This is a genomic window from Amycolatopsis sp. FDAARGOS 1241, assembly GCF_016889705.1.
GTDB lineage: Bacteria > Actinomycetota > Actinomycetes > Mycobacteriales > Pseudonocardiaceae > Amycolatopsis.
In genome coordinates, this window is record NZ_CP069526.1 from 8,612,150 (window position 1) to 8,631,842 (window position 19,693).

23 protein-coding genes and 1 pseudogene are annotated in these 19,693 nt (G+C 70.4%); 9 read left to right on the plus strand and 15 right to left on the minus strand.

Translation table 11 applies throughout. The features are described 5' to 3' along the window. Window positions 1–195: 195 nt before the first annotated feature. Genes I6J71_RS41775 through I6J71_RS41785 form a run of 3 tightly spaced genes read right to left on the minus strand, consistent with a single transcriptional unit; the run spans window position 196 to window position 2,557 of the window. Window positions 196–630 carry a VOC family protein gene (locus I6J71_RS41775; protein WP_204091887.1) on the minus strand — a complete coding sequence of 145 codons (435 nt, stop codon included), beginning with the start codon at window positions 628–630 and terminating at the stop codon, window positions 196–198. A 34-nt stretch (window positions 631–664) separates the two neighbouring features. Further along, the gene (locus I6J71_RS41780; protein ID WP_204097512.1) at window positions 665–1,504 is read right to left on the minus strand and encodes an LLM class flavin-dependent oxidoreductase; all 840 of its coding nucleotides are present in this window, start codon (window positions 1,502–1,504) and stop codon (window positions 665–667) included. A 33-nt stretch (window positions 1,505–1,537) separates the two neighbouring features. Then, complete coding sequence (locus tag I6J71_RS41785) at window positions 1,538–2,557, minus strand: aldo/keto reductase (protein WP_204091888.1); 1,020 nt, start codon at window positions 2,555–2,557, stop codon at window positions 1,538–1,540. A 168-nt stretch (window positions 2,558–2,725) separates the two neighbouring features. On the opposite strand from I6J71_RS41785, the gene I6J71_RS49435 reads away from it, so the two are divergent. Then, the gene (locus tag I6J71_RS49435) at window positions 2,726–3,952 is read left to right on the plus strand and encodes a hypothetical protein (protein ID WP_239154210.1); all 1,227 of its coding nucleotides are present in this window, start codon (window positions 2,726–2,728) and stop codon (window positions 3,950–3,952) included. A gap of 816 nt (window positions 3,953–4,768) precedes the next feature. On the opposite strand, the gene I6J71_RS41795 is transcribed toward I6J71_RS49435, so the two are convergent. Continuing rightward, a complete protein-coding gene (locus I6J71_RS41795) occupies window positions 4,769–5,029 on the minus strand; it encodes a DUF397 domain-containing protein (RefSeq protein ID WP_204091889.1) in 261 nt (86 codons plus the stop codon). Window positions 5,030–5,273: 244 nt separating this feature from the next. On the opposite strand from I6J71_RS41795, the gene I6J71_RS41800 reads away from it, so the two are divergent. Next, on the plus strand, window positions 5,274–5,540 hold the full coding sequence (locus tag I6J71_RS41800; RefSeq protein WP_204091890.1) for a hypothetical protein: 267 nt from the start codon (window positions 5,274–5,276) through the stop codon (window positions 5,538–5,540). Between the two features lie 4 nt (window positions 5,541–5,544). Next, on the plus strand, window positions 5,545–5,799 hold the full coding sequence (locus I6J71_RS41805; protein WP_204091891.1) for a hypothetical protein: 255 nt from the start codon (window positions 5,545–5,547) through the stop codon (window positions 5,797–5,799). 55 nt (window positions 5,800–5,854) lie between these two features. On the opposite strand, the gene I6J71_RS41810 is transcribed toward I6J71_RS41805, so the two are convergent. Then, window positions 5,855–6,703, minus strand: coding sequence for an SAM-dependent methyltransferase (locus I6J71_RS41810; protein WP_204091892.1), 849 nt, complete (start codon window positions 6,701–6,703; stop codon window positions 5,855–5,857). Between the two features lie 163 nt (window positions 6,704–6,866). Between I6J71_RS41810 and I6J71_RS41815 the strand changes: the two genes are divergently transcribed. Then, on the plus strand, window positions 6,867–8,030 hold the full coding sequence (locus I6J71_RS41815; protein WP_204091893.1) for a glycosyltransferase: 1,164 nt from the start codon (window positions 6,867–6,869) through the stop codon (window positions 8,028–8,030). On the opposite strand, the gene I6J71_RS41820 is transcribed toward I6J71_RS41815, so the two are convergent. Beyond that, window positions 7,987–8,844 carry a helix-turn-helix transcriptional regulator gene (locus I6J71_RS41820; RefSeq protein ID WP_204091894.1) on the minus strand — a complete coding sequence of 286 codons (858 nt, stop codon included), beginning with the start codon at window positions 8,842–8,844 and terminating at the stop codon, window positions 7,987–7,989. The genes I6J71_RS41815 and I6J71_RS41820 overlap by 44 nt on opposite strands. Window positions 8,845–9,184: 340 nt before the next feature. Here I6J71_RS41820 and I6J71_RS41825 point away from each other — a divergent pair, with 340 nt between their 5' ends. Together I6J71_RS41825 and I6J71_RS49440 are read left to right on the plus strand one after the other, a co-directional pair. Continuing rightward, the gene (locus I6J71_RS41825) at window positions 9,185–10,102 is read left to right on the plus strand and encodes an MBL fold metallo-hydrolase (RefSeq protein ID WP_204091895.1); all 918 of its coding nucleotides are present in this window, start codon (window positions 9,185–9,187) and stop codon (window positions 10,100–10,102) included. Window positions 10,103–10,268: 166 nt separating this feature from the next. After that, window positions 10,269–10,445 (plus strand): hypothetical protein, encoded by a 177-nt coding sequence (locus I6J71_RS49440; protein WP_239154211.1) that lies wholly within the window; start codon window positions 10,269–10,271, stop codon window positions 10,443–10,445. On the opposite strand, the pseudogene I6J71_RS51465 reads toward I6J71_RS49440, so the two are convergent. After that, window positions 10,361–11,116, minus strand: a pseudogene (locus I6J71_RS51465) (SDR family NAD(P)-dependent oxidoreductase); the annotation flags it as partial. The gene I6J71_RS49440 and the pseudogene I6J71_RS51465 overlap by 85 nt on opposite strands. On the opposite strand from I6J71_RS51465, the gene I6J71_RS41835 reads away from it, so the two are divergent. Both I6J71_RS41835 and gndA read left to right on the plus strand, forming a co-directional pair. After that, window positions 11,006–11,566, plus strand: coding sequence for a PadR family transcriptional regulator (locus I6J71_RS41835; RefSeq protein WP_204091896.1), 561 nt, complete (start codon window positions 11,006–11,008; stop codon window positions 11,564–11,566). The pseudogene I6J71_RS51465 and the gene I6J71_RS41835 sit on opposite strands and share 111 nt — an antisense overlap. A gap of 73 nt (window positions 11,567–11,639) precedes the next feature. Next, window positions 11,640–13,079 (plus strand): NADP-dependent phosphogluconate dehydrogenase, encoded by a 1,440-nt coding sequence (gene gndA, locus I6J71_RS41840; protein ID WP_204091897.1) that lies wholly within the window; start codon window positions 11,640–11,642, stop codon window positions 13,077–13,079. A 113-nt stretch (window positions 13,080–13,192) separates the two neighbouring features. Here gndA and I6J71_RS41845 read toward each other — a convergent pair whose 3' ends face one another. The 3 genes from I6J71_RS41845 to I6J71_RS41855 form a co-directional block, all read right to left on the minus strand. Next, window positions 13,193–14,056: a hypothetical protein gene (locus I6J71_RS41845; RefSeq protein ID WP_204091898.1), complete on the minus strand. Its 864-nt coding sequence runs from the start codon at window positions 14,054–14,056 to the stop codon at window positions 13,193–13,195. Window positions 14,057–14,184: 128 nt separating this feature from the next. Beyond that, a complete protein-coding gene (locus tag I6J71_RS41850) occupies window positions 14,185–14,910 on the minus strand; it encodes a Clp protease N-terminal domain-containing protein (RefSeq protein ID WP_204091899.1) in 726 nt (241 codons plus the stop codon). A gap of 53 nt (window positions 14,911–14,963) precedes the next feature. Then, complete coding sequence (locus I6J71_RS41855; RefSeq protein WP_204091900.1) at window positions 14,964–15,311, minus strand: GyrI-like domain-containing protein; 348 nt, start codon at window positions 15,309–15,311, stop codon at window positions 14,964–14,966. A 42-nt stretch (window positions 15,312–15,353) separates the two neighbouring features. On the opposite strand from I6J71_RS41855, the gene I6J71_RS41860 reads away from it, so the two are divergent. Next, window positions 15,354–15,530 (plus strand): hypothetical protein, encoded by a 177-nt coding sequence (locus I6J71_RS41860; RefSeq protein WP_204097627.1) that lies wholly within the window; start codon window positions 15,354–15,356, stop codon window positions 15,528–15,530. On the opposite strand, the gene I6J71_RS41865 is transcribed toward I6J71_RS41860, so the two are convergent. The 5 genes from I6J71_RS41865 to I6J71_RS41885 are packed head-to-tail and all read right to left on the minus strand — an operon-like array spanning window position 15,463 to window position 19,614. Continuing rightward, window positions 15,463–15,648, minus strand: a complete 186-nt coding sequence (locus tag I6J71_RS41865; protein WP_204091901.1) for a MerR family DNA-binding transcriptional regulator — start codon at window positions 15,646–15,648, stop codon at window positions 15,463–15,465. The genes I6J71_RS41860 and I6J71_RS41865 overlap by 68 nt on opposite strands. Window positions 15,649–15,685: 37 nt before the next feature. Further along, window positions 15,686–16,861, minus strand: coding sequence for a 4-hydroxybenzoate 3-monooxygenase (locus I6J71_RS41870; protein WP_239154212.1), 1,176 nt, complete (start codon window positions 16,859–16,861; stop codon window positions 15,686–15,688). 19 nt (window positions 16,862–16,880) lie between these two features. After that, window positions 16,881–18,116 carry an NAD(P)/FAD-dependent oxidoreductase gene (locus I6J71_RS41875; protein ID WP_204091903.1) on the minus strand — a complete coding sequence of 412 codons (1,236 nt, stop codon included), beginning with the start codon at window positions 18,114–18,116 and terminating at the stop codon, window positions 16,881–16,883. Then, window positions 18,113–18,436, minus strand: a complete 324-nt coding sequence (locus tag I6J71_RS41880) for a 2Fe-2S iron-sulfur cluster-binding protein (protein ID WP_204091904.1) — start codon at window positions 18,434–18,436, stop codon at window positions 18,113–18,115. Before I6J71_RS41880 ends, I6J71_RS41875 begins: the two co-directional genes overlap by 4 nt. A 5-nt stretch (window positions 18,437–18,441) precedes the next feature. Continuing rightward, entirely contained in the window at window positions 18,442–19,614 is a 1,173-nt protein-coding gene (locus tag I6J71_RS41885) for a cytochrome P450 (RefSeq protein WP_204091905.1), read from the minus strand. Window positions 19,615–19,693: the final 79 nt, after the last annotated feature.

Sequence of the window (19,693 nt, forward strand, 5' to 3'; positions counted from 1 at the left end):
CCAGTAACGAGACAGCCCTTGGGCGTGCGGCTCGGCGAGGCGCGCTGCACGATCACGGGCCCTGCCGCTCGCCGGCGCAACGGCTCTGCCGGCGGGCGAAAGCCGCGCCTGGAGGCCGACACCGGCAGCCGAGGCTCTGCGCCAGCCCGAGGCCAGGGTGCCGAACACGACGCCTCTCCGAGTCTGCGGAGCCTCTCAGTCGAGGCAGAATTCGTTGCCCTCGATGTCCTGCATCACGATGCAGGACTCGTTGTCCTCATCGGCGGGCAGCAGTTGCACGCGGACCGCGCCGAGGGCGACCAGCCGGGTGCACTCGGCCTCGAGGGCGGCGAGGCGCTCGTCACCCACGAGCCCGGTGCCGACCCGCACGTCGAGGTGTACGCGGTTCTTGACGACCTTGTCTTCGGGAACGCGCTGGAAGTACAGCCGCGGGCCCACACCCGTGGGATCACCGCAGGCGAACGATGAGCCCCGATCCTCCGGAGGCAGTGAGCGGTTGAACTCGTCCCAAGTGGCGAACCCGTCGGGTGGTGGCGGTACGACGTACCCCAGCACCTCGCACCAGAACCGAGCGACGCGTTCAGGCTCTGCGCAGTCGAAGGTGATTTGGACCTGTTTGACCGACCCCATCGCTCCACACTAGCGGGCTGTTCGACGAGACTCCTCACGAATTACGGATCAGCTCGTCGGCCACCCACTGCGCGACGCCCTCGGGGAACGGCGCCGGCAGGCCGAGGACGACGTGGTCGAACCCGGCGTCGACGGCCTCGGCGATCGCCTTCCGCGTCGGGCCGGGGTCCTCGTAGGACACCGGCAGGTGGATCGAGCGCGCGATCTCCGCCGAGTCGCGGCCGATCTCCGCGCAGTAGCGGTCGAGCAGCGCGCTGCGGCCGATCGCGTCCTCGAGGTCCCCGCCCGGGATGTTCCAGACGTCGGCGTGCTGCGCGACCACGCGCAGCGTCGCGGCCGCGCGGCCGCCGATGAGGATCGGCGGGTGCGGGCGCTGCACGGGCTTGGGGCTGCCGTAAGCACCCTTGAGCTGGACCTGGGCGCCGGCGAAGTCGAAAGGTTCGTCTTCGGTCCACAAGCGACGGATCACCGTGCACGCTTCGGCGAGCCCGGTCACCGCGTCGCGCGTTTCGACGAACGGCAGCCCGTGGGCTTCGTACTCGCGCCGGGCCAGCGGGTGGCTGGGCCGTGAGCCCACGCCGATGCCGAAGTCGAGCCGGCCACCGGAGACGACGTCGACGGTCGTGGCCATCTTCGCGAGCATCGCGGGCGGGCGGAAGCGATTGCTGGTGACCATGAGCCCCAACCGCAGCCGCGACGTCTGCGCGGCGAGGGCCGACAGCAGCGACCAGCCCTCGAAGATCGGACCGCCGGGATCGCCGGCGATCGGCAGGAGGTGGTCGAACAGCCAGGCGTGCTCGATCTCGGCGACGGTGTCGGCTTCGCGCCAGACGCGGACGAGGTCGTCGTAGCCCACCTGCATGGGCGCGGTCATGATCCCGAAACGAGGTGACACGGGGGTTTCCTTTCACCGACGACGCAGCGTCGCGTCGAGCAGAGCGGGTGGGGTGTCGAACTTCTCGTGCGCGGCGAGGTCGACGCCGGGCGCGACGACCTCGTCGATCGCGTCGAGGACGTCGGCCGGCAGCACGGTGTCGGCCGCGGCGAGGTGCGAATGCAGGTGCTCCGGCGTGCGCGGGCCGATGAGCGCACTGGTCACGGCCGGGTGCGCGGTCGCGAAGCCCAGCGCGAGCTGGATCAGCGTCAGCCCGGCCTCGGCGGCGATCTTCGCCAGGCGCTCCACGGCTTCGAGCCGCGCCCGGTTGGCGGGCAAGGCGGGGTCGAACCGCTGCGGCATGACCTTCGAGCGGCTGGTGGTGATCTCGCGGCCTTTGCGCACCGCGCCCGAGAGCCAGCCGGACGCGAGCGGGCTCCACACCAGCACACCGAGGCCGTACTCCCGCGCCACCGGCAGCACGTCGGCTTCGATGCCGCGCTGGAGGATCGAGTAGCTGGGCTGCTCGGTGACGTAGCGGCTCAGGTGGTGCTCGCGCGCGGCCCACTGCGCCTGCACGATCCGGTACGCGGGGAACGTCGACGAGCCGAAGTAGCGGATCTTCCCGGCCCGCTGCAGGTCCGTGAGCGCGGACAGCGTTTCCTCGTCGCTGGTCGTGGGGTCCCAGCGGTGCATCTGGTACAGATCGACGTGGTCGACCCCGAGCCGGCGCAGGCTGTCGTCGAGTGCGGTGACGAGCCAGCGGCGCGAGCTGCCGCGGTGGTTGCGCTCGTCGCCGATCGGCATGGTCGCCTTGGTCGCGAGCACGAGGTCGGCGCGGCGGCCGGCGATGGCCTTGCCGACCAGGACCTCCGATTCGCCGTCGCCGTACATGTCCGCGGTGTCGATCACGTTCACGCCGCCTTCGAGCGCGGCGTCGACGATGGCGGTGGCCTCGTCCTGGGTGGTGCGGCCGATCCGGCCGAAGTTCATGGCGCCGAGCGCGAGTGCGCTGACCTGCACGCCGGTGCGGCCCAAGGTGCGGTACTGCATGGGGTCGAGTCCTCCGAAGCAAGCGGAACATTGCTCCGTTAACGATACGGATCAGCGTTCCGCTTAGCAACCTCGGGCCGTCTCAGAGGCGCCGTCCCCCGCGCTGGGGACGAATCTCCCCTGCACCGTGACGATCCGGACGGGCTCACCTCGCCACGTTTTCCCTTGATGGGGACCACAACGAGAGGGTGGCGCGCCGCGCTGCTGCTGGTGCCGTGCGCGCTGGGGCTCGCGCTCGGCACCGCGCCGGCGCGCGCGGACGGCGCACCGGCCGGCACCGACATCCAGGTCGCGCAGACCCTCGGCGCGCGCGAGCTGACCGTGATCATCCGGCGGATCGACGTGACACCGGGCGATCTGCACGTCGACGTCGCCACACACGCCGGTACAGCACCGGGCCCGCTGCACCTGGCGGCCGCGGCCGACGGCGCGGTGTTCTCGCGCGGCGACGTCGTGCTCGGCGCGACGCCCGGCCTGTATTCGGGTTCGGTCGGCGTCGACCACCCCGGGCCATGGGAGCTGCGGCTGTCGGACGGCACGACCACGGCGACGATCCCGTTCGTCGTCCCCGCCCGCGTGGTGCCGCCGTGGGAAAAGGCGGCGTACGGCGGGTTCGCGGCAGCGGGCGCGTTCCTGCTGATCGCGCTGGCCGTCGCCGTGCGCACGCGGCGGACGGCGTACGCGCTGGTGCCCGGCGGCGGGATGATCGTGAACATCGTCCACACCGAACGCGTGCAGGCCGGTCCGTACGGCTTGACCGTCGGCTTCTCCACGTGGCCGGTGCTCGCCATAGGCCCTCGACTTCACCTTCATCCCGGACGGCGGCATCGGCCCGAAGACGGGGACGCTGTCGATGTTCAACCCGTCCACCGGCCGCTACCAGCGCCCCCACCCCCTCGCGCGGCACCCGCGCAAGTGCGACGTGTGGGGTCTGGACATCCGCGCCCTGTCCACCGAAGGGGGCGTGGAAGTTCCGGTTCGTGCTCAACGGGGGAGGGCACGGGTGAACTCGCGAACCTCCGGGTGCTGCAACAGCCGGGTCCCCCGATGGGGCTGAGCTGGGCCACCAGCAGCCTGCCGCTGATCGGCCTGGCGCCGCACCCGCGCCCCCCTCCGCGGCGGCGGCGCCCCGGCTGCCGCTCGAGCCACGACGGCCGGGAGCGCTTCGACGCTCCCGGCCGACGGCCGCGGCGGGCTGCCGGCGAGTCAGTCGCTGCGGGCTTCCTTCTGCCTCGTCGCAGCAGGATTCCGATCGCCATGCGCAGCGGCGCTACCTGCCGCCTTGTCACAGCAGGCTTCCGGTCGCTCAATCGCTGCCGGCTTCCCGCGGCTCAATCGGTGCCGGCCTTCGGTCGGTCGACCAATGCCGGGTTTCCTACCACCTGGTCGCCGTGATCTTCCTGCCAGCGCGTTTCGGCGCCCACCTCCGCGACTCGCCGGGACTTCCGGGCTGCGGACCTGCGCCCGTCACATCCGCAGCGCCCCTCCTGCGCCGGCACCTGGCTGACCGGCGCCGCCTTCCGTGCTTTTGCTGCCCGGCCACCACCGGCGGGAAGACAAGCCTCGCCCTCCCGAGGGGGCCGTTCCCGAGTCCAATCTACCGAGCAGGACCGACAAAACCGGCGAAAACACTGTCGGCGCCCCAGTTGTCCACAACCAGGCTGAGGTGTGGACAACGAGGTGTTGTCAGCGGCCCTGTTGGTCACCGCAGCGACGGGGCGGCGAGACGAAAGGGCGCCTGGCCGGCTCAGCAGCAGCGCGGCGCAACAGATCGCCCCCAACCGTCCGAGCGCAACCACCGCCGACTGGCTCGCCGGGCGAGGACCACACCCGTCGCCCGCGCCGACTCGACATCCGTCGCCGGAGCCGAGATCGCGTCGTCCACAGCCTAGTCGACCGAACCAAGGTCACCAGCGTCAATCCGACCCGCCGAGCCGAAGTCGCACCCGAGACCCGCCTCGACTCAGCCGCCGCCACCAGCCGAGTCAAAACCGCCGCTGCCCGAGTCCAGACCACATCTGCGGCCCGACCTGACCAGCAACCCCAAGATCACACCCGCGGCCCGACCAGCGAAGCCGAGATCACACCCCAGCAGTGATCGACTCCAGCCCCCACGACCACCGCCGCCCGAACACCCAGGGTCAACGCAGCTCACTCAATCGGGTGACACTTCGTGAACGGGCAACGCAGCGCGGCGGCGCGGCATGATCCTCAGGCGCCCGGCGGCAGATCGAACTGCCCCGCCTTCACTGCCACCAGGAACGCCTCCCATTCGCCCCGGCCGAAGACGAAGACGGGGCTGGCCGGGAGCTTCGTGTCGCGCACGCCGACGACGTCCGGACGGCCCAGGTTGACCTCGACGCAGTTGCCGCCGTTCGGCTCACTGGCGAACGACTTCTCCCAGGCAGCGTCCTCGAACAGCGTTTCGGCCGTGTTCGGGTCGTAATCCTGGAGCGACGGATAATCCGCCATGGGTCGTACCTCCGAGCCTTGGGCAGGGCGTGCGGTCGCCGCGCACGTCCCCGGCTTCTTTCTGTCACTGCGAAGCAAACCGCAGGGCCAAGCGGGTGATCAACTCGACCCGATCTCGACACGAAGATTATTCCAGGAGTAGGATTAATCGCGTCGATCGGGGCACCGGTGGTGGGTGAATGGCTTGCTGCATTCGGCCTACCCCGCCAGGGCCATCCGCCAACCTCGGGGGGAGGGGACCGCAGTGATCATCCAGGACAGTTTGACCGCCGACGTGCTCGTGGCGGGCCGCCTCGCCCGCGGCACGGTGCGCGAGTCCCGCCGGGTCGTGCACGTCTTCGAGGTGGACGCGGGTGGCTCGGGTGCCGAGGTGCGCACGCGGTGCGGGGAGTCGTTGCCCCGGGCCCACGTGGAGTGGCTGGCGCCGGGCGTGGGTATGCCGTGCGAGAGCTGCCTCGGTCTGGCCGGTGCGGACCTGCCCCGGTCACCGCTTTCGGAACTGGGGGTGTGATCTCATGGCCGTCCGGCTCACCACGCTCTTCCGCCGTGAGGACGAACGCACCCACGGCCGTCGAACGATCAACCACGAGCTACGCCACCGCTTCGGCTTCAGCCTGATCCAGGCGCCGCTGCGCAAGCCCATCACCTGGGACACCGACGTCGACCTGCCCGCGCCGCGCCAGCCCGACCTGGTGCGCGCCGCCCGGCCGCTGGAGACGCGCGTCGACCTCGCGCCCCTCGTGCACGGCATGGGCTCGTCGCACGCCTGAAACCGACTCTGAATCCGCCGCGCGCTCCCCGGGCCACGGGGAGCGCGCGGCGTGTCTAGGGTTTGCGCCCCACCGCGCAGATCCCGCCGCTGAACGACGGGTCCGCGGCCATGCGGTCGCTGTTGCGCGACTCGCCTTCCTCGGGCCGCCACTCCGACACCCACACGACGCCGGGTTCCACGAGCTCGAGCCCCTCGAAGAACTCCGCGAACTCCGCGCGCGAACGGAAGTGGATCGGCGTGCTCGACTGCTTGTACTGCTCGTGGATCTCTTCGCGGCTCTCGCCGTCGGGCGCCGTCACGCCGTCGGTCGTGATGTGCGACGCCATGAAGTACGAGCCCGAAGGCAGGAGCGACAGGTACTTCCGCACCATCTCCACCGCCGGCTCGTCGCGCCCGATGAAGTAGAGGACGCCGGACATGATCAGGCCGATCGGGCGCTTCGGGTCGAGCACCCCCGTGTCGAGCGCGCGCGGCCAGATGTCGCCCGGGTTGCGCAAGTCGCCCTGCAGCACGGCGTGCCGGTCGGCCACTCCCTCGCGTTCCAGCAGGATCTGCGAGTGCGCGACGGCCACCGGCTCGTTGTCCACGTACACGCAGCGGGCGTCCGGGTTCACGGACGTCGCGATCTGGTGCACGTTGCCGACCGTCGGCACACCCGAGCCGAGGTCGAGGAACTGGTCGATCCCGTTGCGCGCCATGTAGCGCACGGTGCGGCCGAGCAGCTCGCGCCCGGACTTCGCGATGGTCTTGATCATCGGGAAGGTCTGCACCGCGCGTTCGCCGAACTCGCGATCGATGGCCCAGTTGGCCGTGCCGCCGAGGAACCAGTCGTAGATGCGGGCCGCGTTCGGCCGTTCGAGGTCGACGCCCTCCGGGGCTTCGGAATCCGGTACCTGTGCCATCAGCTGTCCCCTTCCGACCCCAAGTGGTCTGGTGTTGTGGACCAGTCTGCCGATCTCGCGGGCGCGCCCGCACCCGGCCCCCGGCCGAGTGGCACCCGCACAGCCCCAGTGCCCCGTGAAATCGTCGCGACCGGACCCCTCGTTACCCGCTACGTTGCCGGGAATGCGCTTCCTCTTCATCTTCGTCGGCGGCCGGGGCCACTTCGATCCGCTGGCACCCGTCGCGCGCGCAGCCGCCGCAAGCGGGCACACGGTCGCCGTCTCCGGCGGGGGCCGGCACGTGGCCGGGATCGACCGGGCGGGCTTCACGGTCATCCCCACGACCCCACCGCCCGTGGCCGAAGCGCCGTCGCGGCGTGAGCCGATGCCACCCGTCGACCCCGCCCGCGACGACTGGGAGATCAAGGAGCTCTTCGCCACCCGCGGCGCGCGCACCCGCGCGGAGAAGCTGCTGGAGATCATTCACGGCTGGCGCCCCGACGTCGTGATCCGCGACGAGGTCGACTTCGGCTCCGCGATCGCGGCGGAACGCGCGGGAGTTCCGTGCGTGAACGTCCTCGTGCTCGCCGCGGGAACGTTGCTGCGCAAGGAACTCGTCGCCGAACCGCTGCACGCGCTGCGCTCCGAGCACGGCCTGCCGCGCGATCCCGGGCTGACCATGCTCGAGGGGCAACTGGTCCTCTCGCCGTTCCCGCTCAGCGTGCGCGACCCGGCGTCCCCGCTGCCGCCCGGCGCGTTCTCCTTCCGCCAAGCCGAGCCGGTGCCTCCGCGCGCACCGCACGAAAAACCCGGCGTCTACTTCACCCTCGGCACGGGGTTCAACACCGAATCCGGCGACCTCATCGAACGGACCCTCGAAGGGCTGACGAAGCTCGACGCGCACGTGACCGCCACCGTCGGCACCCAGATCGACCCCGCGGTGTTCGGCCCGCAGCCGCCGCACGTCCACGTGGCACGCTTCGTGCCGCAGGCCGAACTGCTGCCGTCGATCGACCTCGTGGTGTCCCACGGCGGTTCCGGCAGCGTCGCCGGCTCACTCGCCCACGGCCTGCCGTCGATCCTCTTCCCGATGGGCGCCGACCAGCCGGGCAACGCGCGCTGCACCGCCCGCCTCGGCACGGGTGTCGCGCTCGATCCCGCGAACGCGACACCGGACGAGATCCACGCGACCGCCGTGCGGCTGCTGACCGAACCACGCTGGCGCGAAGCCGCTCAGCGCGTGCAGGAAGAGATCAACGCCCAGCCCGGCGCGGAGGAAACCGTGCCACTGCTGGAAGCGCTGGTCACTGGGTCATTTGCGCCCGGTAGCCCTCGGCCAGCTCCTTGAGGAACTGGCGCGTCTCGCCGCGCTCCAGCGCCGCACCGCGCAGGCGGTCCCACGAGTCGACGAAGATGTTGAAGTCCTTGACGTCGTCGAGGTACAGACCACCGGCGGAGTGCTCGATGTAGACGAAGTCGCGCGTGCGGTCCGGGAACCGCATGATCGTGAAATCGTTGGGCACGGCCGCGAGCTTCGCGCCGAACGGCAGCACGTGCACGTACACGCGGGGGTAGCGGTCAAGCGCCAGCATGTGCTCGACCTGGTCCAGCATCACGGCCGGCGCGTACCCGCCGGGCGCACGGCGCAGCGCGCCCTCGCTGACGATGAACCGGTAGTACGGCGGCTGCTGCTGGTCGAACACGGCCTTGCGGTCGACGCGGTTGCGCACCAGCGACGTGACGTCGGTGGCACCGGCCTCCGTGAACTGCTTGAGCATGTAGTGCTCCGACTGCAACGGGCCGGGGATGCGCTCACCGTGCCAGGTGAGGATCTCCGCGGCCGCCGGCTCCAGGTCCGTGAAGGTCCGGAACCAGTGGGGCACCACCGATCGGTAACCCGACCAGTGCCCGCGCTGGCCGGCGGCGGCGCGGGCCAGGTTCATCAGCGTGTCGGCTTCTTCGCCGTTGATCCCGAAGGCGTTCAACATCGTCCGCACATCTCCGAGCTTGACCCCCACCGCACCGGACTCGATCTTGTTGACCTTGCCCTGGGTGCAGCCGAGAACCTCGGCGACCTGCTGCTGCGTCATCCGCGCGGCGTTGCGGGCATGCCGGAGCTCGTTGCCGAGCTGCTTCCGGCGCGAGGTGACGGTGCTCGCCATCAGCCTTGCTCTCCCGGACCACTACCGGCTGACGATCACCGTCAGCGCACGGACGCTCGAACCACCCAGGTTAGTACCTTGACCCGACGGGGTTCGATGATGACACTGCGCAGCGTTCCAGGAAATGATCCGAAATGCCAGTCACCCGGGGTGTCACTCTCCTGGACCAGGCCATATCCCACCTTTCGGTCACGACGACTGCTCCATCCGGACGATCTCGATCACCCTTGACACAACACGTTCTTTGTGTACTCGGAAACCCGGGCAGAAGCGGCGGACGAGCGGGAGACGCTGAACGCTCGAGAGGTTTTCGCGGCCGGACGTGCGGCATAGTGGCGGTGTGATCGATCGCTCCCCTGGCGCCGCGAAGGTCGAACGCCTCACCGACGGCGTCTTCGGCTACGTCCAGCCCGACGGCTCCTGGTTCATCAACAACTGCGGTTTCGTCGACGGCGGCGACCACACCGTGCTCATCGACACGTGCGCCACCGAACGCCGCACGCGCGCGCTGCTGGCCGCCGCGGAGGCCACCACGGGGCCGGTCACAACGCTCGTGAACACCCACCACCACTCCGATCACACCAACGGTAACTACCTCGTGGGCGGCGCGACGATCATCGGCCAGCGCAAGACGCGCGAGGCGCTGCTCGCCTCCGGCATCGAGACCTACGACGGCGTGCTCGTCGGCAACGACTGGGGCCACCTCGAACTGCGCGCGCCCGACGTCGTGTTCGACGACCGGCTCACGGTGTACGCGGGCAGCACCGCCATCGAGCTCAGCCACCCCGGCCACGCGGCGCACACGACGAACGACGTGCTCGCGTGGCTGCCGGAACAGCGCGTGCTCTACGCCGGCGATCTCGTGTTCAACGGCGGCAGCCCGTTCGCGCTCATGGGTTCGGTCGCCGGCTGGCGAGCCGCGCTCGACGTGATCCGCGAGCTGGAGCCGGCGCTGATCCTGCCCGGCCACGGCGGCCCGTGCGGGCTGGCCGAGGTGGACGTGGTCGACGCGTACCTGAAGTTCGTGCAGGAGACGGCGGAACGCGGCAAGGCGGCCGGTCTGTCGCCGCTGCAGCTGGCGAAGGAGACCGACCTCGGCGAGTTCGCGGACCTGACGGAACAGGAGCGCCTCGCCGGCAACTTGCACCGCGCGTATGCCGAACTGGACGGTGCCGAGTGGGGCGCGCCGATCGACCTCGTCGCGGCGATCACGGACATGGTCGCGTACAACGGCGCACCGATTCGCTGTTTTTCCTGACCTCACAGGAAAGGCGCGAGCAGTTCCGCGGTGACGGCGCGCAGCCGCGCCCGCGTCGCGGGGTCGTAAGCCCCTTCGTGCGCGCGGGGGGCGCAGGCCGTCGAAGTACTGCCCGCTGCGCTCGCCGCCGGGGCCGGTCGCCACGGCGAGCACGGTCTTCGTCCCGGTGCCGACCGTCGACATCGGTGGGATCAGCGACTCGCGCACCATGCGCGTGTTCATCAGCGACGCCGGGTGCACGCAGTTGACAGTGACGTCGCGGCCGTCGAGCTCGGCGGCCAGGTCGAAGGTGAACGCGGCGAGCGCGAACTTGCTGCGGAAGTACGCCTCCGAACCGCGGTAACCGCGATCCATCCGCAGATCTGGGAAATCCACCGGCGCCTGACCGACCGAGCCGACGTTGACGATCCGGGCGCCCGCACCCAGCCCGGGCAGCAGCCGCCGGGTGAGCAGCACGGGGGCCAGGGAGTTCACGGCCAGCCGCAGCTCGTGGCCGTCGGCGCTGAGCTCCCGCTTGCGGTACGGCGGACGGCCCGCACCCACCCCGGTGTTGTTCACCAGTAACCCGACTTCGCCGACGCGTTCCGCGAGGTCACGTACCTGCGTGAGCGAACCGAAGTCGGCCAGGCACGCCTCGGCCTTGCCGCCTGCCTCGGCGATCCGCTCGACGACTGCGTTCGCACGCTGGATGTCGCGCCCGTGCACGACGACGTGCACGCCCTGCTCGGCGAGCGCCGGCGCGACCGCGCGGCCGAGCCCCGGCGGTCTCGCCGGCCACCAACGCCTAGAGCTGCGGCATGAACCACTCAACCTGTACTCAAGGACATGTACCTCAGGACACGATGGATCATCCACATGTTCCGAGGGACATGTCAAGGTAGGCTTCCGGCCGGAGGTGTCGCGTTGTCGTTGCGGTATGGGCTGCTCGGGCTGCTCGCCGAGGGGCCGGCCAGTGGCTACGACTTGGCCCGGCGCTTCGAGGAAGCGCTCGGCCCGGTGTGGCCGGCGCAGCACCCGAAGATCTACGCCGAGCTGTCCCGGCTGGCCGACGCCGGCCTGATCGAGGTCGACAGCCACGGCCCGCGCGGGCGCAAGGCGTACCGGATCACCGAAGCCGGGCTCGGCGCCGTACGTGCGTGGCTGGCCGAGGGCGAGGTCGACCACACGCTGCGCACCGAATCGGTGCTGCGGTCGTTCTTCTTCTGGCTCATGGAGCCCGGCGACCTGACCGCGCACCTGCGCCGCGAGCACGAATTCTTCAGCGAGACCGCCGAGACCATGCGCGCCTACGCGGTCGCCGAGGACCGCGGCGACTTCGGCACGGGCCCGCAGACGAAGGCGATGCGCGTGGCCGTGGAAGCGGCGATCCGGATCTACCAGGCGATGGCCGATTGGGCCGAGTGGGCGCAGACCGTGCCGCCTGCGACGACGGCCGAGGACGGTCCGTTCCCGAACTCCCGGTGAATGTTCTCGCAGGTTCGGCGCAGTCCGATCGACGCTAGGCTCTCGGTCGGAAGAGACTTCGGAAAGGGTTCGGATGAGCAAGAAGGCGAGCATCGGGGTCACCGGCCTCGCGGTCATGGGCCGCAACCTGGCGCGGAACCTGGCCCGGCACGGACACACCGTCGCCCTGCACAACCGCTCCGAGGGGCGGACCCGGACGCTCGTCGAGCAGTTCGGCGACGAGGGTGATTTCATCCCCGCGTACTCGGCGCAGGAGTTCGTCGACGCGCTGGAGCGGCCTCGTCAGATCGTGATCATGGTGCAGGCGGGCGGGCCCACCGACGCCGTGATCGAGGAGTTCGCGCCGCTGCTGGAACCGGGCGACGTGATCGTCGACGCCGGCAACGCGCACTTCGCCGACACCCGCCGCCGCGAAGCCGCGCTGCGTGAGCGCGGGCTGCACTTCGTCGGCACCGGCGTGTCCGGCGGCGAGGAGGGCGCGCTCAACGGGCCGAGCATCATGCCCGGCGGGTCCAAGGAGTCGTACGAATCGCTCGGCCCGCTGTTCGAGGACATCTCGGCGAAGGTCGACGGCGCGCCGTGCTGCACGCACATCGGCGCCGACGGCGCGGGCCACTTCGTGAAGATGGTCCACAACGGCATCGAGTACGCCGACATGCAGCTGATCGCCGAGTCGTTCGACCTGCTGCGCGGCGCCGCCGGTTACTCGCCCGCGGAAGCCGCGGAGGTGTTCAAGACCTGGAACACCGGCCGCCTCGAGTCCTACCTCATCGAGATCACCGCCGAGGTGCTCAAGCACGTCGACGGCGGCTCGGGCAAGCCGTTCGTGGACGTCGTGGAGGACGCGGCGGAGCAGAAGGGCACGGGCCGCTGGACCGTGCAGATCGGTCTCGACCTGGGCGTGCCGATCAGCGGCATCGCCGAGGCCGTGTTCGCGCGGTCGCTGTCGGGCTCGAAGCCGCTGCGCGCGGCCGCCCGCGGGCTGGGCGGGCCGGCTCGCACGCCGCTCAAGGGCGCCGCGCTGGAGACCTTCGCCGACGACGTCGAGCACGCGCTGTACGCGTCGAAGGTGGTCGCCTACGCGCAGGGCTTCAACCAGATCCAGGCCGGTGCCACGGAGTACAACTGGGACATCGACCTCGGCGCGGTCGCGTCGATCTGGCGCGGGGGCTGCATCATCCGCGCGAAGTTCCTCAACGACATCACGACCGCATACGCGGAAGACCCGGCGCTGCCGACGCTGCTCACGGCGGGCGCGTTCCGCAAGGCCGTCGAGGACGCGCAGGACTCGTGGCGTTCCGTCATCTCGACGGCGGTGCAGCTGGGCATCCCGACGCCGGGCTTTTCGACCGCGCTGGCGTACTACGACGCCCTGCGCGCCGACCGCTTGCCGGCGGCGCTGGTGCAGGGACAGCGCGACTTCTTCGGTGCGCACACCTACCGCCGCGTGGACCGCGAGGGTTCGTTCCACACCCTGTGGGCGACCGACGAGCGCAACGAAATCGACGCCTGAGTCTTTCCCGAGGGGGCCTCGCGCGGTTGCGCGAGGCCCCCTTTTCAGTGCCTGGCCTTCAGTACCCGATTTCACGGCCCGACTTTCACGGCCCGACTTTCACGGCCCGGCTCTCACTGCCCGACGTACCGCGTGAGCCAGTCGGGTACCTGACGGCGGCGGTAAATCTGCAGGTCGTTGCGGTAGTGCTCCGGCGGCAGGAGCTGGTGCTGCGGGAAGGGTTCGTCGCCGTAGTCGTAGGTGACGCTGAGCTGCCCGCTGTTGAGCACGCTCAACACCAGCCGCCACCACGGTCCGGCCGACATCTGCGCGGCGACGTGCCGCTGCCGGCGCAGCATCGCGGTGATCTCCTCGGGCACGAAGACGTCGCGGTGCTGGTTGCCGGCGAAGAAGCGCAGCATCGCGATCTCGGCGGAGACGGTGAACGAGAACTCGGCCGCGAACCACTCCCAGCCACCGGGTCCCAGCAGCGCGAGCTGCTGCACGATCGGCTCGAGCAGCCGGCTCGCTTCAGCGGCGAGTGCGTCGTCGTTCGGCGCTGCGGTGTCGACGATTTCGAAGCTCTGGACCGCGGGCGGGCCGTCGCCCTGGGCGTCGAGGAACGCTTGCCGGAACTCCTCCATGAACGCCTGCTCCTGAGCCGGAGTGGGCGGCGGCTGCGGTGTCCCGGGTTCCTGCGGTGGCTGAGGCGGCGGCGCCTGACCCTGTGCGCGTTCCTCGGCGGCGAACCGCATCTCGTGCTCCCGCAGCCGGTCCGACGGAACCTGCTCGATGCGGCCGGACTGACCCACCAGGAACACCGGTCGCCCGGCCGGCAGGTCCAGGAACGCCAGTGGATGGCTCGGGTCGTCGGTGTCCGCGGCGAACACCGTCCACCCCATTTCGAAGCGATCGGCCGAAAGGCCTTCCGTGGGGTGATCCAGTCCTCGTGACCGGATCCACTGCGCCACCAACGAAATCGCCTGCGCCGCTTCCATTCGGTTGTCCTCCCGTGCGCGTCCCGGTCACCCTAGGGGGTGCGGTGGGCGCGAGGGAACCGGTCAGGCGGTCACCGTCACCAGCACGACGGCGACAGCGATCGCCACGACCAGCCAGGCCGGCGTTTTCACTGTTCCCGGGCGGACACGATCTCCGCGAGGGCTTCCTGGATCTTCGCTTCGGCAGGTTCCTTCGTGATACCCAGCCCGGTCAGCACCTCGTAGCCCGCGCCCTCGCCCTGTTCCAGGATCGCCAGCAGGATGTGCTCGGTGCCGATGTAGTTGTGGCCCATCCGCAGGCCTTCGCGCAGTGTCAGCTCCAGCGTCTTCTTCGCGGCGGCCGCGAACGGCATCGGCTCGGGCACCGGGTCGACGGGCTCGGGCAGCCGCGCCTCGGCGGCTTCCTTCACGGCCTCCAGGGTCACCCCCTGGAAGACGATGATCCCCGCGGCCAGCGCCGCGGGCTCGGTGAGCAGCCCGAGGACGAGGTGGACGGTGTCGATGCCGGGGCTCTTCGCCGCGATCGCCGCCTGCTGCGCCGCCACGACCACGTTGCGCGCGCGTACCGTGTAGCGGCCGTACACACGCTCGATCGTGCCGCCGTCGCCGGCATCACCCTTCGGCACGAACCGCTTCTGCGCGGCTTGTTTCGACACGCCCATGCTGGCACCGATCTCCGTCCAGGACGCGCCACTGCGCCGCGCCTGGTCCACGAAGTGGCCGATGAGGTGGTCTGCCAGCTCGCCGAGGTGCTCGCCCATGTACACGGCGTCGGAGAGCTGAGCGAGGGTGTCTTGTTGGTTGTTCGCCTTGATGGCGCTGATGAGGTCGTCGAGCTTCACGGGGTAGGTCATGCCGTCAACTTTAGGTTGACAATCCAACTGTCGTCAACCCCGAGTTGACCAGCTCAGCGCTCGCCAATCGGCGTTATCAGGATCTGTAGCTCCGTGATCCACCCCGTTTCGTCCCCTTCGGTGTGGAGGTAGACCTCTCTGGCCTGTCCCGGTTCGGCGCGGTAGCCGTTGTCGTCGATCCAGTGGGCCAGCGCTTGGTACGACTCGGCGATCGTCGTCATCGTGCCGCGGTGCACGAGCGTGGCGGCCTGGGCGACGGGCGGGAGGTGGAGCCGCGACAGGCCCGAGCCGTCCGGAGAGCCGGCGAAAGGGGCGCACGCCTGGACGTGCACACGGTCGTCGGGGGTCGGCTCGTACGAGGCGATCGCGGGGCCCGTGAAACGCAGGCCGGCGGCCTCCATGCGGGAAGCCGGCGTCGAGCACGGCCGCTGACCACCGGGCCGATGTCGTCGTACTCGAACGACTCCGCGACGCCGCCGATGGCGACGACAGCGGCTCCGGCAACGGGCTTGACCACGACGTCCACAACGGACATGGTGTCCTCCGGTTCGATCAACCGGAGCCTCGCCTCGACCCGCGACAGCCGCGCCGCGGTGTCGGCGACCTGGGCGGCGGCGTAGGAGCGGTACCCGCTGTGCGGGTCCAGCGGGCGGGTCTGAGCAGGCCGAGTGCGTCGTAGTGGCGCAACATGCGCACGGACACCCGGGCGAGCTTGGCGAACTCTCCGATGCTGAACATGACACCGCCTACCGTCAAGCCTCACACGGGGTCAGAGTCAAGAAGCGAACGGCAGACCCACGTAGTTCTCGGCCACGCTCGTCGCCGCGGCGCGCGACGACGCGGTGTAGCGCAGCTGCGACAGCTGCAGCCGGCGGGCGAACGCGTCGGCGCTCGGGTCGACGTGGAGCATCGTCGTCATGAACCACGAGAAGTGCTCGGCGCGCCACACCCGCCGCAGGCACGTGTCCGAATAGGACGCGGCGAGCGACGCGTCGCCCTTGACCAGCGCCACCAGCGCGCGAGAGAGCACCCGCACGTCCGCCACGGCCAGGTTCATGCCTTTGGCACCGGTCGGCGGGACGATGTGCGCGGCGTCGCCGGCCAGGAACAAGCGGCCGTGCTGCATGGGCTCCGCGACGAAGCTGCGCATCGGCGTGATGCCCTTGTCCAGGATCGGGCCCTCGCGCAGCGTGAACTCGCCGTCGACGGCCAGCCGCGCGGACAGCTCGGACCAGATGCGGTCGTCGGACCACTGGGCGAGGTCTTCATCGGGCGGCACCTGCAGGTACAGGCGCGTGATCTCCGGCGAACGCATGCTGTGCAACGCGAACCCGCGTTCGTGGTGGGTGTAGATCAGCTCCTCGTGCGAAGGCGGTGTCCGCGCCAGCACACCCAGCCACGCGAACGGGTACTCGCGCTCGAAGAACTGCAACGCTCCGTCCGGAATGGACGGTCGCGCCACGCCGTGGAACCCGTCGCAGCCGGCGATGGCGTCGCACTCCAGCACCTGCTCGGCCCCGGCCGAATCCCGGTAGCGCACCACCGGCCGTTCGGTGTCCACATCGGACAGCGACACGTCCGAAACCTCGAAGTGCAGGGGCAACCCGAGGCGCTCGTGCGCGTCCACGAGGTCCTTCACGATCTCCTGCTGCCCGTAGACCGTGATGGACTTCCCGGTGAGCTCGGTCAGCGCGATGCGGTGGTCGCGCCCGTCGAAGCGCAGCGAGAACCCCTCGTGCGGCAAGCCTTCCCGAGCCATCCGCTCGCCGAGGCCGATCTCGGTGAGCAGGTCCACCGTCGGCTGCTCGCACACCCCCGCGCGCACCCGCTGCCGCACGTATTCGCGGTCACGAGCTTCCAGCACGACGGCCTCCACACCCTCCTGGTGGAGCAGGTACGAAAGCAGCAGGCCGGCCGGACCGGCGCCGATCACGGCAACCTGGGTGCGCAACGGGGGTACCTCCGGATCTCTAAGCCGCCGAACGCGACTTGACATGGGCTTTCAGGTCGAACGAGCTGGCTTCGAGGTCGGCGTACGTCGGCTTCAGCTCAGCCGTGAACAGCCGGCGCGCGGCGATGTGGTCGGGCGGGCGGTTGACCGACTCGACGGCGATCAGCACGCCGTCGCGGAACGAGAGCACGGAGAACCGGCCTTCGGCGCGGTCGCCCGTCACCACGGTCTGGTCGGCGTTCGCCAGGATGCCGGCGATCTGCAGCTTCGCGCCCGTCTGGTCGGTCCAGAACCAGGGCAGGCTGTCGTAGGGCGCGCCGTCGCCGGCGATCGACGCCGCCACGGACCGGGCCTGGTCCACGGCGTTCTGCACCGACTCCAGCCGCGTCGCCGCTCCCGCGTGGACGCACGGGAAGTTCGCGCAGTCGCCGATGGCGAAGATCTTCGGGTCCTCGGTGCGCAGGTGCTCGTCGACGACCACGCCGTTGGTCACGGGCAGGCCGGCCTGCTCGGCGAGCGCCGTTTCCGGTACCACGCCGACCGCGACCACGACGAGGTCGGCGGGCAGGCGCCTGCCGTCGGCCAGCTCCACGGACTCGACGCGACCCGAACCGTGCAGCGCGGTGACGCCGGTGCCGAGCAGCACCGTGTGCCCGGCCTTTTCGTGCAGCTCCTTGAAGAACTCCGACACCTCCGGCGACGCGACGCGCGCCAGCAGCCGGTCCTGCGCCTCGACGACCGTCACCGGCCGCCCGGCGTGCGACGCGAACTCCAGCCCGATGAAGCCGCCGCCGATCACGACGACGTTCGAGGCGCCTTCGAGCGAGGACCGCAGCCGGTCGGCGTCTTCGCGGGTGCGCAGCATCAGCACGCCGTCGAGGTCCGCGCCCGGCACGGGCAGCACGCGGTTGCGCGCGCCGGTGGCGAGCACGAGGTGGTCGTAGGGCAACTCGGTGCCGTCTTCCAGCACCGCGCGCGAGGCGACGCGGTCGACCGAGGCCACCCGCCCGGGGACGAGCTCGATGTCCTTCTCCGCGAAGAAGTCCTCAGGCCGCAGGCGCAACTGCTCGTCACTCGCCGTGCCCTTGAGGTACGCCTTCGACAGCGGCGGCCGCTGGTAGGGCACCCCGGGCTCGTCGCCGACCAGGACCACCCGCCCGGTGAAGCCCTTGTCGCGCAACGAAGCCGCGGCCTGGAAGCCGCTCTGGCCGCCGCCGGCGACGAGGACGGTTTCGGGCGAGGACCCTGTGCTCATAACTGCTCCTCCGGCAAGCGCAGGACCAGACCGTCGAGCTCGTCGGTCACCGGTAGCTGGCAGGACAGCCTGCTGGTGGCCGCCCGCGGGCTGGCCGTGCAGTCCAACATCTCCTCTTCATCTGAGCACAAGGGTCCAAGATCGTCGAGACGCTCCGGGTCGACGTACACGTGACAGGTCGCACACATGGCGTTACCGCCGCACTCGGCGACGATCCCGTCGACACCGTGGTCGAGCGCCGTCTGCATCACGCTCCGGCCGACGGTCGCGTCGACGGTGCGGGCGGTCCCGTCGGGCTGCACGTAGGTGAGCTTCGGCATCGCGCTCACCGCACCCGGACCGGCAGGGACGCGAGGCCGCGCAGGGTGTTGGACAGCTGCGGGCGCGGCGGGCCGGTGAGCTCGAGTGTCGTGACCCGCCGGGCCAGCTCGGCCAGTAGCACCTCGCCTTCGAGCCGCGCGAACATCTGGCCGACGCACGCGTGCACCCCCGAGCCGAAGCCGACGTGCCCGGCCGCGCGGCGCGCGATGTCGAACGAATCCGGCTCGGCCCACCGGCGCGGGTCGCGGTTGGCGGCGGCCAGGAACAGCAGCACCTTCTCCCCCGCCGGGAGCCGCTGGCCGCCGAGTTCGACATCGCGCGTGGTGGTGCGGAAGAACGTCTGCACGGGCGAGGAGAACCGCACGACCTCCTCGAACGCCGCGCGCGAACGATCCGGGGACTCCCGCAGCGCGGCCCACTGATCGGGGTGCTCGGTGAAGCACAACACGGCGTTGCCGAGCGCGTGGACGGTCGTGTCGACGCCGGCGGACAGGAACGACCGCACGAGCAGCGCCCGTTCGTCCGGCGTGAACCCGGCCTCGGCCGCAGCTTCGTGGATCTGCGCGCCGAGCCCGCCCGGTGCGAGGTTCTCGGCGCGGCAGTGCTCGGCGATCCACTCGCGCGCCCGCGCGCCGCGCTCCATGGCCTCGGTGAAGAGGTGGTTGCGGGGGCCGAAGCCGTTGAACACCATCGAGCCGTAGGGCAGCAGGTGCTCCCGGCCCTCGGCCGGCAGCCCGACGGCGTCCGGGAACACCTTGAGCGGGAACGCTTCCGCGAAGTCGGGCACCGCGTCGAACTCACCGCGCGCCAGCAGTTCGGCGACGAGCTTCTCGGCCTCGGCGGCGAAGGTGTCGCGGTAGGTCTTCACGACCTTCGGCGTGAGCACGCTGGTCACAGTGCGGCGGGCGCGGTCGTGATCGGGCGCGTCGGCTTCGAGCAGCAGGCTCGGCGGGCGCCACGGCGTCTCCTTGCGGAAGTCCGTGAGCCCGACGCCGGCGGACGAGCAGAACGTCTCGGGGTCGTTCAGTGCCTGCGCGACCTCTTCGGCGCGGCCGCTGGCCCACACGCGGTAGCGGTCGAGGTACACGACCGGGCCCGCGTCGCGCAGCCGCCGGTGCAGCGGGAGCGGATCGGCCAGGACGTCGTCGGCGAACGGGTCGTCGTTGAGGGTGATCACCGGACCTCCTCCTCTCGGTTGCCCGACAGAGTGCGGGTTCGGGCGCACCCGGCACACCACGTCTTCCGCTGAGTGGAAG